This is a genomic window from Sphingobium sp. TB-6, from assembly GCF_012927365.1.
GTDB lineage: Bacteria > Pseudomonadota > Alphaproteobacteria > Sphingomonadales > Sphingomonadaceae > Sphingobium.
In genome coordinates this window covers 43,816-59,703 of sequence record NZ_JABBGL010000012.1, presented here as the reverse complement: position 1 = coordinate 59,703, position 15,888 = coordinate 43,816, and the positions used below count along the sequence as shown (strand labels likewise).

Annotated in this window: 15 protein-coding genes; 6 read left to right on the top strand and 9 right to left on the bottom strand. The window is 62.3% G+C overall.

Features of this window, described 5'->3' with window-relative positions; all coding sequences use genetic code 11:
• Nucleotides 1-40: 40 nt before the first annotated feature.
• Genes HHL26_RS16425 through HHL26_RS16400 form a run of 6 tightly spaced genes read right to left on the bottom strand, consistent with a single transcriptional unit; the run spans nucleotide 41 to nucleotide 5,828 of the window.
• The gene (locus HHL26_RS16425; RefSeq protein WP_169576196.1) at nucleotides 41-1,564 is read right to left on the bottom strand and encodes a class I adenylate-forming enzyme family protein; all 1,524 of its coding nucleotides are present in this window, start codon (nucleotides 1,562-1,564) and stop codon (nucleotides 41-43) included.
• A gap of 11 nt (nucleotides 1,565-1,575) precedes the next feature.
• A complete protein-coding gene (locus tag HHL26_RS16420) occupies nucleotides 1,576-2,355 on the bottom strand; it encodes an SDR family NAD(P)-dependent oxidoreductase (RefSeq protein WP_087573591.1) in 780 nt (259 codons plus the stop codon).
• 5 nt (nucleotides 2,356-2,360) lie between these two features.
• Nucleotides 2,361-3,515, bottom strand: coding sequence for a thiolase family protein (locus HHL26_RS16415; protein ID WP_169576195.1), 1,155 nt, complete (start codon nucleotides 3,513-3,515; stop codon nucleotides 2,361-2,363).
• 35 nt (nucleotides 3,516-3,550) lie between these two features.
• A complete protein-coding gene (locus HHL26_RS16410) occupies nucleotides 3,551-4,402 on the bottom strand; it encodes a TIGR03619 family F420-dependent LLM class oxidoreductase (RefSeq protein WP_169576194.1) in 852 nt (283 codons plus the stop codon).
• Nucleotides 4,399-4,815, bottom strand: a complete 417-nt coding sequence (locus HHL26_RS16405) for a hypothetical protein (RefSeq protein ID WP_169576193.1) — start codon at nucleotides 4,813-4,815, stop codon at nucleotides 4,399-4,401. The genes HHL26_RS16410 and HHL26_RS16405 overlap by 4 nt, the downstream gene beginning before the upstream one ends.
• On the bottom strand, nucleotides 4,812-5,828 hold the full coding sequence (locus tag HHL26_RS16400) for a phosphotransferase family protein (protein ID WP_169576192.1): 1,017 nt from the start codon (nucleotides 5,826-5,828) through the stop codon (nucleotides 4,812-4,814). Before HHL26_RS16400 ends, HHL26_RS16405 begins: the two co-directional genes overlap by 4 nt.
• Nucleotides 5,829-6,090: 262 nt before the next feature.
• Here HHL26_RS16400 and HHL26_RS16395 point away from each other — a divergent pair, with 262 nt between their 5' ends.
• The 6 genes from HHL26_RS16395 (at nucleotide 6,091) to HHL26_RS16365 (ending at nucleotide 13,031) form a co-directional block, all read left to right on the top strand.
• Nucleotides 6,091-6,273, top strand: a complete 183-nt coding sequence (locus HHL26_RS16395) for a hypothetical protein (RefSeq protein ID WP_169576191.1) — start codon at nucleotides 6,091-6,093, stop codon at nucleotides 6,271-6,273.
• 240 nt (nucleotides 6,274-6,513) lie between these two features.
• Nucleotides 6,514-7,518, top strand: coding sequence for an NADP-dependent oxidoreductase (locus HHL26_RS16385; protein ID WP_169576190.1), 1,005 nt, complete (start codon nucleotides 6,514-6,516; stop codon nucleotides 7,516-7,518).
• A 139-nt stretch (nucleotides 7,519-7,657) separates the two neighbouring features.
• Nucleotides 7,658-9,160, top strand: a complete 1,503-nt coding sequence (locus HHL26_RS16380; protein WP_206377498.1) for an AMP-binding protein — start codon at nucleotides 7,658-7,660, stop codon at nucleotides 9,158-9,160.
• Nucleotides 9,161-9,206: 46 nt separating this feature from the next.
• Entirely contained in the window at nucleotides 9,207-9,986 is a 780-nt protein-coding gene (locus HHL26_RS16375) for an SDR family NAD(P)-dependent oxidoreductase (RefSeq protein ID WP_087573599.1), read from the top strand.
• An 18-nt stretch (nucleotides 9,987-10,004) separates the two neighbouring features.
• Entirely contained in the window at nucleotides 10,005-11,765 is a 1,761-nt protein-coding gene (locus HHL26_RS16370; RefSeq protein WP_169576188.1) for an enoyl-CoA hydratase-related protein, read from the top strand.
• 12 nt (nucleotides 11,766-11,777) lie between these two features.
• Nucleotides 11,778-13,031, top strand: a complete 1,254-nt coding sequence (locus tag HHL26_RS16365; protein WP_169576187.1) for an acetyl-CoA C-acetyltransferase — start codon at nucleotides 11,778-11,780, stop codon at nucleotides 13,029-13,031.
• Between the two features lie 269 nt (nucleotides 13,032-13,300).
• Here the strand turns inward: HHL26_RS16365 and HHL26_RS16360 are convergent, their stop codons facing one another.
• The 3 genes from HHL26_RS16360 to HHL26_RS16350 are packed head-to-tail and all read right to left on the bottom strand — an operon-like array spanning nucleotide 13,301 to nucleotide 15,825.
• Nucleotides 13,301-13,702, bottom strand: a complete 402-nt coding sequence (locus tag HHL26_RS16360) for a cytochrome c (protein ID WP_240962470.1) — start codon at nucleotides 13,700-13,702, stop codon at nucleotides 13,301-13,303.
• A gap of 2 nt (nucleotides 13,703-13,704) precedes the next feature.
• Nucleotides 13,705-15,291, bottom strand: a complete 1,587-nt coding sequence (locus HHL26_RS16355) for a flavin monoamine oxidase family protein (protein ID WP_169576185.1) — start codon at nucleotides 15,289-15,291, stop codon at nucleotides 13,705-13,707.
• 30 nt (nucleotides 15,292-15,321) lie between these two features.
• On the bottom strand, nucleotides 15,322-15,825 hold the full coding sequence (locus HHL26_RS16350) for a RidA family protein (protein WP_169576184.1): 504 nt from the start codon (nucleotides 15,823-15,825) through the stop codon (nucleotides 15,322-15,324).
• Between the last annotated feature and the right edge of the window lie 63 nt (nucleotides 15,826-15,888).

The following is a 15,888-nucleotide window of genomic DNA, read 5'->3' as shown; positions in this document are numbered from 1 at the left end:
TGTGCATGGAGCGCCTGAAAGGAGGCGTCTGGATGGGAAATCAACCAAGGCTCGACGTGGGGTCGGTGCCGATCTCGGCCTTGACGGCGGCCTTCAATATCTTGCCGTCGGGTGAAAGCGGCAGCGCGTCCCGGCTTTCGAACCGTTCAGGCAGCTTCTCCTTCGACAGTCCCTCGTGAAGTAGGAAAGCCGTCAATTCGTCGAAGGCCAGCATGTGCGAGGGCCGCAATTCCACGACCGCGCACGACCGTTCACCGTACAGCGCGTCGGGATAGCCCACCACCGCCACCTTGGCGACGGCGGGATGGCGGCAGATCAGTTCCTCGACCTCGGAAGGGTCGATCTTGTATCCGCCCCGGTTGATCATGTCCTTCTTGCGGCCGACGATCCTGACATAGCCCTGCTCGTCCATCTCCCCGATGTCGCCGGAAAGGAAGAAGCCGTCGGGCGTCATCAGGTCCGGCTTGCCCCGCGGCTCGGCCAGATAGCCCTGCAACAGCGAAGGTCCCTTCAGACCGATCTCCCCCTTGGCGCCAACCGGCAGAGGCTTGCGATCATCGTCGAAAACGGCCAGCGCGGCGCCCGGTCCAGCCCGGCCGTCCAGCATGTTGCGTACATCGACGCTGTCGTCAATTTCCGTGCTGGCATTGCTCATGCATTCCGCCATGGCGTACATGCGCAACACCTCTACGCCCAGTTCACGGCGCGCCCGTTCGATCAGTTCGACGCTCATGAAACCGCCGCCCATGCTGATCGCGCGCATGGCGTCCAGCCTGCCCTCGCCCAGCGCCTCCGCCCTCGCATCGAGCAACATCCGCAGCATCGTCGGCACCATGCACGACCAGACGCAGCCATGCTCCTGCGCGAGATGCAACACCTCCACCGGATCCCATTTGGTGGCGCGCACGATGGCCGCGCCAGTGACGAGCGGCATGTAGGTGAAGAAGGTGAAGCCCGGCGCGCCAGCCCCCGCGCCTGTCATCATCACGGCCTCGCCAGCCTGCACCCGGCCCAGGGCGCGCATCCGCTCTCCCGCCCAGGCTACGCCGCGCCAGCCATGCATGACGCCCTTGGGCTGGCCGGTGGAACCAGACGTCACGCCGATGAGCGCGCAATGATCGTCCGGCATCGGGACGATATCCGTTGCCGTGCGGTCATGACTGCGAATGGCATTGCTGCTGGCAACCGATGCGCCGGCGGGAAGCGTCAGCCCATCCGCCGGATTTGCCCCGACATGGCAAAAAAGCGCCGCTTCGGAACGGCCAAGCAGGAAATTGATTTCACGCATGCCCAGCCGCTTGGGAACGGGGATCAGCGTGCCTCCCACCCGCGCTGTCGCCAGGGCGATTGCGACGTCTTCCGGCGATGTATCATATTGGACCACCACCCGGTTGCCCGGACGGACGCCCTTTTCCTGCAACATGCCAACGGCGCGTTCGGCCAGTTCGCCGATCTCCACGCGACTATAGACCCGGTCCCCGACAATCAGGGCAGCCGCATCGGGCGCGCGCGATAAATGGATATCGAAAGCTTCGGCAAGATTGGTGGGTCGAACATCAGTCATCGTCATCTCTTTCAATAGGAGCAGGTGCCGCCGTCCACATTGAGGATCGCGCCGGTAATGCCGGCGCCCGCCTCCGAAGCGAGCAGACGCGCCATGGCGGCCACTTCCCCGACGCTGTTCAACCGGCCCGTCATCGCCGCGTCGGCGTAACGCTGCTTATATGCTTCATAGCTGATTCCGGCTGCGGCTGCGGCCTTCCGGCCCGCATCCTGCATCAGATCGGTTTCCACCGCGCCCACGCAGATCGCGTTGCTGGTGATGCCCTGCCGCCCATATTCCAGCGCCACCGCCTTGGTGAAACCGTTGAGCGCATGCTTGGCGGTCACATAATGGCTGGCATTGGGGCGGTTCGCCTGTTTGCCCTGCACCGAACTGATGTTGATGATGCGCCCGAAGCCTTGTTCCAGCATTGCCGGAACCGCCCGCCGCACCGCCCAGAAGGCGGAACTGACGTTCCACTGAAAGGCCTGCGCCCATGCGTCGTCGGACAATTGATGCACGGGCGCGAAGCCACTCGATCCCCCGGCATTGTTGATCAGCACGTCGATACGGCCGTGACGTTCGATGACCGTATCGACCATTGCTTCGGTCTGCCCCTGGTCGAGCGCATCACATGCGACGAAACTCACGCGGCCGGACGGGTCCATTTCGGCGGCAGCCTGCAATCCCTTGGCTTCCGACCGGCCGCTCACCACGACCAGAAATCCGTCTGCCAACAGGGCTTCGGCCATGCCGCGTCCCAGGCTGCTCGTCGCGGCCGTCACCAGGGCCACACGCTGTATTCCCGTCATCTCTCTTACATCCGTTCCAAAATCATTGTGCTGTGATGCGGCACGCCAAGGGCGGTCACCAGGCCGACGCGCGCATCGGGCACCTGTCCGGCCCCCCGCTCATGGCGCAACTGGCGAACCGCCTCGACCACATGTCCTCCGCCCAGCAGGAAGGAATGGGACAACAGGCCGCCATGGGTGTTGGTCGGCAGGCGATCAGCTAGTCCCCGCCCCTTGCTCATCGCGAAAGCGGCGCCCTCACCCTTCTTCACGAAGCCCAGATCCTCATATTGAAGGATCGTGTTGATGCTGAAGCAGTCGTAAAGCTCGACGAAATCGACATCGTCCGGGGTCAGTCCGGCGACGGCGAAGGCGGCCGGTCCCGATATGGCGGCGGGCGTCGTCAGATAATCGCTATTTTGCGTGAACCAGGTGTCGCCCGGCACATTGGTCGATCCGACGCCGACACCGGCGACGCGCACCACCGGATGGGCGCAGTCGCGGGCACGCTCCGTCGTGGTCATGACGAAGGCGATGGCGCCGTCATTGACCAGGGCGCAGTCGGGTCCGCGCAAGGGCGTGGCAATGCTGGGCGAGGCCAGATAGCCCGCCAGATCAAGCGGCGCCGTCTTCATCGCGCCGGGGGTGCGCGCCGCATGTTCCCGCGCCTCCATGGCGACGGCGGCAAGCGCTTCGGCAGGAAGACCGAATTCATGGGCATAACGCTGCGCGATCCCGGCGAAATAGACCGGCTGGCCGAACCAACCGCTGGGCATTTCCAGATCGGCCTTCAACGGGTCGTCGGCATAGAGCGCACGCGGCCCCTGCGCCTGACGGCTCAGTTGATGGCCATACCAACAAAGGACATGCGTCGCGCGCCCGGACGCCAGTGCCCACCCCGCCAGTTCAGCCGCAGCCACCAGCCCCGCCCCATAATGCAGCCCATAGGCAATAAAGGGCGATCGCGGCATGGGCACGCCCAATGCCGCGACGACGTCCTCGGCAGGCATGACGCCGGGCATCGTCGCCGATTCGGTCACAAAACCGTCGATCTGGTTCGCGCCGATGCCAGCGTCGGCCAGAGCGCGATGGATCGCGTCGGCGATCATCACGCTCATCGGGCGCGAATCCGCCCGGACGGGAACCGTTTCCCCCACACCGACGATTGCGACATCAACCATTCAGCACGCTCCCTGCTCGCCGGACATCTTCATCGTCACAATATGCGCCCGGCGAGCGTCGTCAGATTGGCGACGGCGTCCCGCCCTCGCATCCACGGACGCACCACCAGCCGGTCGACCCCCACCGCTTCATATTGCGCGATCAGCTCGTCCGAAGGATCGCCCATCACCGCACAGCTTATTTCAAAGGGAACGTCCACGCGCCCGGCTTCCTCGCGCATCTGCTTGATGATGCCGATCAGCGGCGCCATCTCTTCGGGACTGAGTTCGGACGCCAGCCAGCCATTGCCGCGGTGTGCGGCCCGGCGCAGTGCAGGCTTCGCATGGCCACCGAAGACAAAGGGCGGATGCGGGCGGGTATCAGGCTTGGGACTCATGCCGATTGCCGGAACCTTCAATACCACGCCGTCATATTCGGTCACGTCATTGTTGAACAGGCTGACCATCACATCGAGCGTTTCGTCGAACCGCTTGCCGCGCGTTTCGAAATCCCGGCCGAGAATCTCGAATTCTTCCTTCAGCCATCCACCGCCCGCACCCAACATGAACCGACCCTTGGAAAACAGGTCGAGAGTCGTCACCGACCGGGCCAGGTGGAACGGATCGTGCAACGGCACGATCGACACCGAAACCGCCAGTTTTACCGATTTCGTGATCGCCGCGAGATAGGCCAGCACCGCATAAGGATCGTAAAAGGGCAGATTGGCATGGAACGCCTCATGCGAGTCATCATCTTCGCCTGCATAGGGAAAGCGGGAATCGCTTTTGACCGGAGTGACGACATGTTCGCCCAGCCAAAGCGAGTCGAACCCCAGTTCCTCCGCGCATAGCGCTACGTCGATGATCTGCTGCGGTCGCAGGGGGAAAAGCGAGACTCCGTATTTCAAGACATGCTCTCCAGTGTAAAATAGGGAAAGGCGCTTTCTCCCGCGCCTGAAATGGAAAGGCGCACCCGTGCGCCGATGGAAACCGGACCGGCGGATTCATCGAACAGCGCTGCGATCCGGCAATCGGGTGCCCGATCGGTGACGATGAGACCTGTCATATAGGATTGGGTGATGCCGGGCAGCAGCGGCCTGTCCACCCGCGTGCAGGTAAAGACGGTGGCAAGCGGCCCGACTGCTTCCCAGACATAATGACCGTCCGGACAGGCCGGGCCGCTTTCGACCGGATACCATTCCCACCGCCCGCAGACGGAACAACGCGGCAGACGCAGCTCTCCCACACCCAACCCTTCCCAATAAGGAGCGAGCCACGGCGCCTGGCGCGGCGCTTCGAACAGCGGGCCGGGCATCGTCATGCCGCGCTCCCCAACAGCGCATCGGCGCGGGCGAAGAAGAATGGCATGGAAGAAGAGGCCCGTTCCCAAGCCTCATCGATCTTGCGCCCGGTGCGGTGAAGGCGGATCTTGTATCCCGCAATCGCCGCGATGCGATAGCAGGCCAGCGCACGGAACCAGGACAGATCGCCCATGGCGCGCCCGGCAACGGATTCATAGCAATTCGTGACGGCCTCCAGATCGACATTGCCTCGCATCTCGACCGGCGCCCACGCCTGATCGTCATTCATCATCAGGAACCATGCCAAATCATGTTCGATCGCCCCGAAATGCGCGATTTCCCAATCCACGACGCCGCCGACCGCAGGACCATCCGCGTCCAATGAAAAGAGCAGGTTGTTCGTCTGGAAATCTCCATGGCACAGCCCCGGCGTCCACCTTTCAGGCACGCTTTCCAGGAGCGCGGAACCGAGCTTGTTCCCGGCCCGTGTCCAGTCCGGGTCCGCCGCCCGCTCGAAGGCACGGGTCCATAGCGCGATTTCATCGGCCGGCGAGCGAAGACGATCCCAATCGGCAAGACTGGACAAATCCAGCCGGTGGATTACCGCCAATTCCCCTGCCGCCGCCTCATGAGCCTTTTGCCGATCGGTCGGCGACATCCATGAAGGGCCCGCATCCGGACCCATGATGAGCGGCCGCCCCGGCAGCCGGTCGACAATCAGATAAGCGGCTCCGAAAAGCGCGGGATCATCCGAAACATCGCGAACCGGGGCGACTTTCGTACCCGATTTCAGAAGCGCATCGAGCAGGGGCGCCTGCCTTATCAATTCCCCATTCGCCCGCTCGCCGCCGCCCGCCGCGGCAAGGCGAATGACCAGTTCCGCGCGAACGGCGCCAGCACAGTAGGCGAAACCCCAAGTCTCCCCGGAATGCCCGCCCAAATCACGCAGATCTTCGACTTGGGCAAGGGCGCCGCCACGGCGTTGCGCCCATTGCCGCAGTCCATCCACCACCTTGCCGGCCGCCTCTCCCATCAACCCCACTCTCAATCACATAATGATTTATGGATCATTTTATAGCGCAGCAAACACGCCCTGTCGATCCGAAATTTATTACAGGAAATATCGATTATACCCTTTAAAAATCCATCCGAGAATATTTCATTTATGACTATATAATCATATTTTATCCGCTCTATAATTCGCGAAGGCCATCGGAACCGCGCCATATGCGCAAGGCTGCCGCCGGCCAAATCATATGCAAGTGACAAACCTCTGCATCACCATTGATCATAGCATGGGCGGCTTGGAACATCTCAATCTGTTGAGAATGTTCGACATCATTTATTCGGAACGCAGCCTGACCCATGCGGGACTCGCGCTCAACATCAGCGAGTCTGCGGTCGACAACGCACTTCATCGGCTCAAGGGCAAACCTAGACCACCCCCTTGTTCGTTCACAAGCGGCGTGGCGGCATGATGCCGACATCTTGCGCGGATGGCACCGCGCTATCGGCGCAACAGCGCTACCGACGCAGGTCGATCGCAGAGGCGAAATGGATCGCGACGGCCGCCGGTTGGAAGTGACTCAGATCGCGCTTGCAGAAGATCACGGACCGCATGAAGCGCGCCTGTAGCGGGATCTCCTTTCTGCCATTGCCAAGCCGCCCATCTTCAATATATGACTTATCGATCATTTTTTTGAGAGGCGCGATTGTTGATGCGGCGTTCAAGAGAGATAAGGCTCGCCGCCCGTCCGATGGGCCTGCCGGACAGACAGGCATTCGCCACCGCCTGTGTCGACCTGCCGTGCCCAGCGCCCGGAGAAGTCCAGATTCGCAATCGCTGGCTGTCGATCGATCCGGCTATCAGAGGCCGCATGTTCGCCGCAAAAAGCTATATTCCTCCCTTCGAAGTCGGGGATGTCATCACTGGCCCGGCGATCGGCGAAATCGTCGAATCGAATGATCCATCGTTCATTATCGGTGACATGGTCCTGAGCGACGCGGGCTGGCGCGAATATGCCAATCTACCCGCATCCGACGTGGAAAAGCTCCCTTCGATGGACCTGCCGCCCCAGGCATTTCTGGGTATCGCCGGGATCACGGGCCTGACCTCCTATGCCGGACTGATGCGCGTGGCGGAATTGAAATATGGCGATGTCGTCTTCGTTTCGGCAGCGTCGGGCGCGGTCGGCTCGACCGCCTGCCTGATAGCCAAAATGCTGGGTCACAAGGTGATCGCGTCGGCGGGTGGCCCGGAAAAGACAGCGTTTCTGCGCGATGAACTGGGCGTCGATGTCGCCATCGACTATCATGCGGAATCCAATATGCGTAAGGCGCTGGCGATCGCCGCGCCCGAAGGCATCGACGTCTATTTCGACAATGTCGGCGGTCCCTTTCTGGAAGCGGCGATCGGCTGCGCCAATGACCATGCGCGCTTCGCAATCTGCGGCATGATCGCGGGCTATAATCTGACCGAGCCCATGGCGGCCCCGCGCAACATGACGTTGATTCCGGTAAAGCGAATCGGAATGAAGGGCTTCATCCTGTTCGATCACCTCGATCTCATGCCCGCCTATCGCGAAAAACTGGCGGAATGGCATGGCGAAGGCCGGCTGACCTGGCGCGAGACTGTCATCGAGGGGCTGGACAATGCCCCCCAAGCCTTTGTGGACCTGTTTTCCGGCGGCAATATCGGCAAAATGCTGGTGCACCTGCCATGACCAGAACGGCTCCGCGCGACCCGGACAATCAGAGACAGGATATATGATGAACGGCCGTCCTCAGGAAAACGGACAATTCCGCCCGGAACCGCATTTCGGCGACCGCATCATCCCGTGCCTGACTCCAAGACCACATTCCATGTCCGCCATGCTGGCCCGCACCGTTGCTGCCTATCCTGATCGCGAAGCCCTTATATGTGGCGATTTCCGCTGCAGTTGGCGAGAATTGAGCGATCTGGCCGACGCCTTCGCATCGGGGCTGGTGGCGCATGGTATCGGCGCGGGAGACCGTCTGATCCTGTTCCTGGACAATCGGGCCGAATTCGTCATTGTCCTGTTCGCAATCACCCGCATAGGCGCCGTCGCCGTCCCGGTCGGCGTTCGTGAACAGGCGCCCGGTCTCGCCTACATCGCTGAACAGAGCGGTGCCTGCGCCATCCTGCACGAGGCGACACTGGCCGACCGCATTCCAGCGTTGCCGCTGACGGTTCCGATAGGCGACAGCGACGTGCGCGCCTTCGTTCGTAGCTTCGCAAAGCCGTCGCCACTGCCGACGGACGAGCCTGACGAAGAAAGCCCGGCGCTCATCATGTATACGTCAGGTACGACGGGCAGGCCGAAGGGTGCCATAGTGACCCATCTTGCGCTGGTGCATGTCGGTGCAGCCTACACATATTGCATGGCACTGGATGCCAACGACCGTTCGGCGTGCGTGGTGCCGCTGTCTCACATCACCGGCATTTCGGCCACCTTGTGCAGTATGGCATTTTGCGGCGGCTGCATGATCGTCGTTCCCCAGTTCAAAGCGGAAGCGTTCATCGCCCTGGCCGTCGAGGAGCGAATGACCCACACGCTGATGGTGCCGGCGATGTACAATCTGCTGCTGGCGCGCACGGACCTGACCGCTCACGACCTTTCGGCCTGGCGGATCGGGGGATTTGGGGGCGCGCCCATGCCTGTACCCACCATTGAAGGCATTTCCTCGCGCCTTGGCGCGTTGAGGCTCATGAACTGCTATGGCGCCACCGAAACCTGCGGGGCCGTGACCGTCATGCCATCCGAAGAGTTGCTGGCAAATAGCGATTCCGTGGGCAGACCCGTGCGGGGGGCTACCGTCCGCATCGTCGGGCCAGACGGCGTAGATCTGCCAGTTGGCGCAGTGGGCGAATTGTGGATCAGCGGTCCGCAAGTCACGCCCGGTTACTGGCGCAATCCCGAAGCGACGAAGGCTAATTTGACTGACGGCTACTGGCGGTCAGGCGACCTTGGCAGCATCGACGAACGAGGCTTCGTAAGAGTGCTCGACCGGCTCAAGGACATGATCAACCGCGGCGGATACAAGATTTTCACTGCGGAAGTAGAGAGCATATTGATGGCCCATCCCGCCGTGCTGGAAGCAGCCGTGGTCGCCAAACCCTGCCCCATATTGGGTGAGCGGGTCCATGCATTCATCAGCTTGCGCGAGGGCGCTGCTACCGGCGCGGAAGAGTTGGGCGAATACTGCTCCTCCCGCATGACGGACTATAAGCAGCCGGAAAGCTTTACGATCAGCCGCGACCCGCTGCCCCGCAACCTGAACGGCAAGATCGTCAAAACGGACCTGCGCGCACGGTTGAACCAGATGACCGGCGAAACGGCGTAACCCAAGGTCTTTCTCCTCACATTCTTTTCCAAAATCGGAGCAACTCATGGATATTAGCGGCATCTCCGCAATCGTCACCGGCGGCGCATCAGGCTTGGGAGAGGCTGTCGCGCGCAGGCTCGCATCCGAAGGCGCCAAAGTCGCGCTATTCGACCTCAACGCCGACAAGGGCGAAGCGCTAGCCGCGGAGATTGGCGGGCTTTTCTGCCAGGTCGACGTCACCAGTGACGCCTCGGCCGATGCGGGTTTCACCAAGGCCCGGGCCGCGCACGGGCAGGAGCGTATTCTGGTCAACTGCGCCGGGACCGGCAATGCCTACAAGACCGCAAGCCGTGACAAGAATGGCGGCACACCCAAGCATTTCCCGCTCGACGCCTTCGAAAAGATCATCCAGATCAACCTGATCGGGACATTCCGCTGCACCGCCAAGAGCGCTGCAGGCATGCTGACGCTGGACCCGCTGGCCGATGGGGAGCGCGGGGCGATCGTCAATACCGCGAGCGCCGCCGCCGAAGACGGCCAGATGGGGCAGGCCGCCTATTCCGCGTCCAAGGCCGGTATTGTCGGAATGACCCTGCCCATCGCCCGCGACCTGTCGAACGAAGGCATCCGCATCAACAGCATCCTCCCCGGCATTTTCGACACTCCCCTGATGATGGGAGCCCCGGACAATGTGAAGGCCGCGCTCAGCGCCAATGTACCCTTCCCCAAACGCTTCGGCATGCCATCGGAATTTGCCAGCCTGGTTCTGGAAATGTGCCGCAACGGCTATTTCAACGGCGAAGACGTGCGGCTGGACGGTGGCATCCGCATGGGTCTGCGCTGACGACAGGGACCGATCATCATGAACCAACCCGTCAGTATCAGTGTCGAAGGCGATGTCGGCGTCGTCAGCGTCAATTCTCCCCCCGTCAATGCGCTTGGCGCAGCCGTACGCGCAGGCTTGGCCCAAGCGTTCGATGCATTGCTGACCGATGGCAATGTCAGGGCCATCGTGCTGATCTGCGATGGACGGACCTTTTTCGCTGGTGCCGACATCAGCGAATTCGGCAAACCGCCGCAGTCCCCGACATTGCATGAGGTCATGCGCCTTATCGAAAATGCGGCGAAACCCGTTGTCGCGGCGATCCACGGCAGTGCGCTGGGTGGTGGTCTGGAAACCGCGCTGGTCTGTCATTACCGGATCGCGGTGCCCTCCGCTCGGCTCGGCCTGCCCGAAGTCCATCTCGGCCTGTTGCCCGGCGGCGGAGGCACACAGCGCCTGCCTCGCGTCATTGGCGTGGAAGCCGCACTTGATCTCATGGTATCGGGACGCAGCATCGCTGCCCAGGAAGCGCGCGAACTGGGCCTTCTGGACCAGCTGGCCAGCGAAAACCGATTGCGGGAAGACGCCGTCGCATTCGCACGCGGCGTCGCGGCTGCGGGGAAGCCCTTGACCCGGATCAGGGACCGCGATGGGCCTATCACGCAGGCACGTGCCCGCCTCGGGCTGTTCGACGATTTCCGTCGTCGCCATGCCGCGGTGATGCGCGGGTTCAGGGCGCCGGATCATATAGTGCGGGCCGTAGAAGCCGCGATCACCCTTCCGTTTGAAGAGGGCATGGCGCGCGAATGGGAACTGTTCCGGCAATTGGAAGACAGCAGCGAAAGCGCCGCGCAGCGATACCTCTTCTTCAGCGAGCGGGAAGCCGCGAGGCTTCCAGGCATCAGTGCTGATACACCTGTGATTCCGCTGCGTGTCGCGACGATCGTCGGCAAAGGCGAGTGCGCGCAATGGGCCGACATCCTGCATCGCGCGGGGCTGAAGGCGACATGCTTCGAAAGCTGGGCCGCCGTGTTGGCGAACGGGCAAGATAGTCTGGCGGCGAGCGATATCATTGCCGAGTGCCGCTCAATTCCCGAACCGCTGACGGACGCTATCCTGCAAAGACTCGACGCGGTCCGCTCGCCTCAATCGCTTCTGGTGCCCGCCGATATCGGTGCGCTGGACGAGATGGGGAGTGCCTATCCCGCAACATTGACACAATTGTCCCTGCCCGCCGACCCTTTGTCGCGCCTGATGGAAATCTCGCCGGGGACGAACGCATCACCCACGACCCTTGCCTCGATCCTTGGCCTCGCCCGAAAGGCCGGACGAGTGGCTGTCATCTGCCGCTCCGGACATGGTCTGGTCTCGGACCGACTTATCCGGGCGCAGGAACAGGCGATAACCATGCTCCGCGTCGACGGCGCACCGGAGGCTGCACTGGTCGAGGCGTTGGACCTGTTCGGATTCGTCCGGGCCGAAGAAGCCGTTCCGACCGGTCGTTCGATGGAGGAACTGGAAACGCTGATCGCGCCAATGATGGCCATGATGGCGAACGAAGGCGCGCGGATGCTGGACGAATCCGTCGTCCTGCGAGCGTCGGATATCGACATGGTCGCGGTCCTGGCAATCGGATGGCCCGCCTATCGTGGCGGCCCAATGTTCTGGGCCGACAGGACCGGCCTTTCCACCGTGGTGGAAAAACTGCACCAAATGGAGCAGCGCCATGGCCCCGCCTTCGCGCCTGCCACCGGACTGACGCGTCTGGCGGAAAGCGGTGGGCGCTTCGCACATAACTGAAAAGGAATAGTCATGGCTGATGCCTATATTATCGATGCCGTTCGGACCGCGCGGGGGATCGGCAAAGTCGGCAAGGGCGCTTTGGCCCATATGCATCCCCAGCATCTCGCCGCCACCGTGCTCGCCGCCCTAGCGGAACGGAACCGGATCGATACTGCCGATGTCGACGACATCATCTGGTCCACCAGTATGCAAAAGGCAGAGCAGGGAGGCGATCTTGCGCGCATGGCCGCGCTGGACGCCGGCTATGATGTGAAAGCCAGCGGCACGACGCTGGATCGTTTCTGTGGCGGCGGCATCACCGCCATCAGCTTCGCAGCGGCGCAAATCATGTCGGGGATGGAAGATCTGGTGATCGCGGGCGGCACCGAAATGATGTCCCTGACGGCGAAAATTACGCAGGCGGAAATTGCTGCGGGCATGATGCCGCTTATCATGGGATCGGGCAATCGCCGTTTGCAGGATCTGCACCCGCAGTCGCATCAGGGCGTATGCGCCGACGCGATCGCAACGCTCGAAGGCATCGGGCGGAAAGAACTGGACGCGCTGGCCCTGGAAAGCCAACGTCGCGCTGCCGCCGCGATCGAGGAAGGCCGGTTCGACCGCAGCATCGTTCCTGTCCGTGACGAAAGCGGCGCCGTCATACTCGACCGGGACGAATTTCCGCGGCCCGGCACCACCGCCGAAGGACTGGCCGAACTGCGCCCAAGCTTCGCGGCCGTCGCAGATATGCCCGCAGATCTCGACGGCAATACGGCACGCGCGCTCATAAACCGCAAATTTCCCGGCCTAACCATCGAGCACGTCCATCATGCCGGCAATTCTTCCGGCGTGGTCGACGGCGCCGCCGGGCTGCTTCTCGCCTCGCCAGCCTATGCGAAACGCCATGGACTGAAGCCGCGGGCGCGGATCGTGGCGACGGCCAATATGGGCGGCGATCCCACCTTGATGCTCAATGCACCCGTTCCCGCCGCTCGAAAGGCCTTGGAAAAGGCGGGGCTTTCGGTTGAGGATATCGATCTGTGGGAAATCAATGAGGCCTTCGCAGTCGTGGCGGAAAAGTTCATCAGGGATCTCGGCCTCAACCGTGCCAAGGTCAATGTAAATGGTGGATCGATAGCATTGGGGCATCCGATCGGGGCGACAGGCGCCATACTTGTGGGGACTCTTCTGGATGAACTGGAGCGCCAGGATCTCAGATATGGACTGGCGACAATGTGCGCTGCCGGCGGGATGGCTCCAGCCATGATTATAGAGCGCGTCTGAAAGTCTTGCCAGGCGCATTGCCGAACGCGGGAGAGGGCGGCAGGCCTTTTCCCGCTGCCGGGAAACTCCTGCCCATTACAATTGACCGGTCCTATTCAATCAGCTTGACACATTCGGACCTGCAACTCCCAATTCAATAAAAATCCTCGTAAGTCGTTCCCTGGCGCAGGTCGCGGTCACGCTGCGCCATGGCGGCCGCAGTTCCGACGAGAGCGACGGCACCTGTCACCCGTGCATCGGCATGCGACGCGAAAGGGCGGTGTCTTCCATCATTCCATGCTTCTGCCGGGCTTAGAGATGCGCTTGACGTCTGCCTCCGTCACCGGTTGGGGATAGCTGTTGCCGAAATGCGTCCGCACATAGGTGATGACTGCCGCCACCTGCGCTGCCGACAGAATCTCGCTCATCGGCGGCATTGCGCCCTTGCCCTTCATCACGATCGTGATCGGATAGGCGGGATCAGCCAACTTCTTGTCCTTAGCCAAGGCCGGAATGGCGCCGCCGCCGCTGCCCATGGCATTGGGCATATGACAGGCGGCGCAGATTTGCTTGTAGACCTTCTCGCCGTCGACGGCCTTGTTCTTCGCCTGCACGCCGCCGGGCGTATCGGCATGGCCCGGCGCCGCCAGAAGGGCCAGAAGAGGCGGGATCAGGATCAAGCTGCGCCGCATGGTCATGCCGCCTGCATGCGCTGGTGGATGCGCGTGATCGCATCGATGCCGGAAAGCAAAGATCCCTCCATCCAGCCACCATAATAGCTCGCATGCTCGCCCGCCAGCACCACGCGCCCGTCGATCGCGACGAGATTCTGATAATGCGCCACCCGGTTTTCCTCGCTCCAGCGCGAGGTGCACCCCAAAATCCAGGGCACGCGGCTCCACGGCACCGACACGCCGTTCATGAACTCCTTGCGATATTGCGGATGGAAAATCTCGCCCTGGGCCAGTGCCGCCTCGATCCGTTCCCGCGGGGTCATGCCAGTCAGCTCGAAGGCGCCTGCGTCGCGGGCGAACGCGCCCAGCAACACCGCCGGTCCGTTGGAGAAAAAGCGGTCATTGGGATAGGATAGCTGCGCGATCGGCTGGTCGGTGAAGCTGTGACCGCCATAGATATTGTCATCCTCCTCCCAGAAGCGGCGCTTGAACTCCAGCCCCATTTTGAGCTGGCCCGCATAGGGCACCGCCTTCATCGCCGCCGCCAGCTTCGGTCCCACCTGCATCTCGACCTGGCTGATGATCGACAGCGGGATGGTGCACACGCACCAGTCGGCGCTGACGCTGTTCATCTTGCCGCTCGGCACATCCTTGTAGCTGACGGTCACGCCCTTGCCGCTCTGGACGACCTTCGTGACTTTTGCATTATAGGTGATGAGCTTGCCGACTTGGCCAGCGAAGGCCTTGCCGATCATGTCCATGCCGCCCACCGGCTGGAACATCGTCGTCTGCATCACATAGTTGAAATAGAAGCTCATGGCCGTCCAGACCTGCGGGTCGAGCACGTCACCAAGCTTTGCGATCTGCGAGGGCGAGGGCGCGCCCTCCACGCCGCCGCCCGGCGGCCGGTCGTACCCCCGCTGGGCGGAGACGGCCACGCTGCTGGTATAGGCCATATTGTCGTCCAGCACGCCCCAGTGGCGGAGCGCCTCCAGCAACTTCTCCTTGTCCTCCGCGTTCACGCTGCCGTCCAGCGCCTTGGCGTTCGCCGCTTTCGCCAGCAATTCCGATGTGTGGCCCCGGAAGTCGGTCGCCACCGCCTTGTAGCGCTGCGGTTTGCCGCCGAAGGCTTCGCTCGAATGGATGAAGCCATTGTGGTTGAGCTGGATGAACGGCTCCAGTGTCACGCCAAACTGCCTGCAATAATGCAGCAGGCAGTTATGGTGATGCGGAATGCGCCAGGGACCGGGATTGATATAGTTGCCCGGCGCGAACTGCACCTTCTGCACGGTGCCATCGCTTTCGGTGAAGGTATCGCCGCCGCGCAGCGTATAGTTCCGGCCGCCCGGACGATCCTGAAACTCCAGCAGTTTGACCTGATAGCCCGCCTTTTCCAGTTCATAGGCTGCAACCATCCCGGCAAGGCCAGCGCCCAGCACGACGACCGATGCGCCCGGTTTCGCGCCGGACAGGACCGGCGGCCCGTCGAACTGGGTTTCGGCGGCATGGCCCAGCGCGGTCATCGCCTGATACATGGCCGCCGCGCCACCCATCTTGCCGATCAGGCTCAGGAGCTGGCGGCGGCTCGGCTGCGTGCTATTCTCCATAAATACCCCCTGTGCACGGCGGCGGAAGGTTCAGTTGCCCTTGGCCGCGATCGCCTCGATCTCGATCAGTTGCTGCGGCCGGGCGAGACCCGCAATCTGGAAGGCCGACCGCGTCGGCAGATTGGGCTGCTCGGCCGTGCCGAAGAATGTCTTGTACGCCCGCGTCATGCCGTCGCGGTCCATTTTCCCGCCCAATTTGGGTTCGCCGACCAGAAAGACGGTCAGCTTGACGACATCGCCCATGGTAAGGCCCATCTCCGCAAGCTGGGCCTTCATCTTTGTGAAGATCGACACGGCCTGCGCCTCGGTATCGCCAAAGGCGTTCGGGCTTTCCATATCCTTGGGATCGATCGGCGCTCCCGTAGCCCCGGAAAGGAAATAGAGCGTGCTGCCGGGCGGGACCACAGCGGCGCTGGCGATCATAGCGCCGGGGGTCTGCCTATGTTCGACCGGTGCGGCATGGGCCGTTGACGACAAGGCAGTGGCCGCCACGATGCCGACAAGAGAAAGCCTGAACGCTGACGGATTTGCCATGCACGCCCCCATTCCCATATTGCTGATGCTATATCCAAGAGAACGAGGCGCGGAGGAAAACCC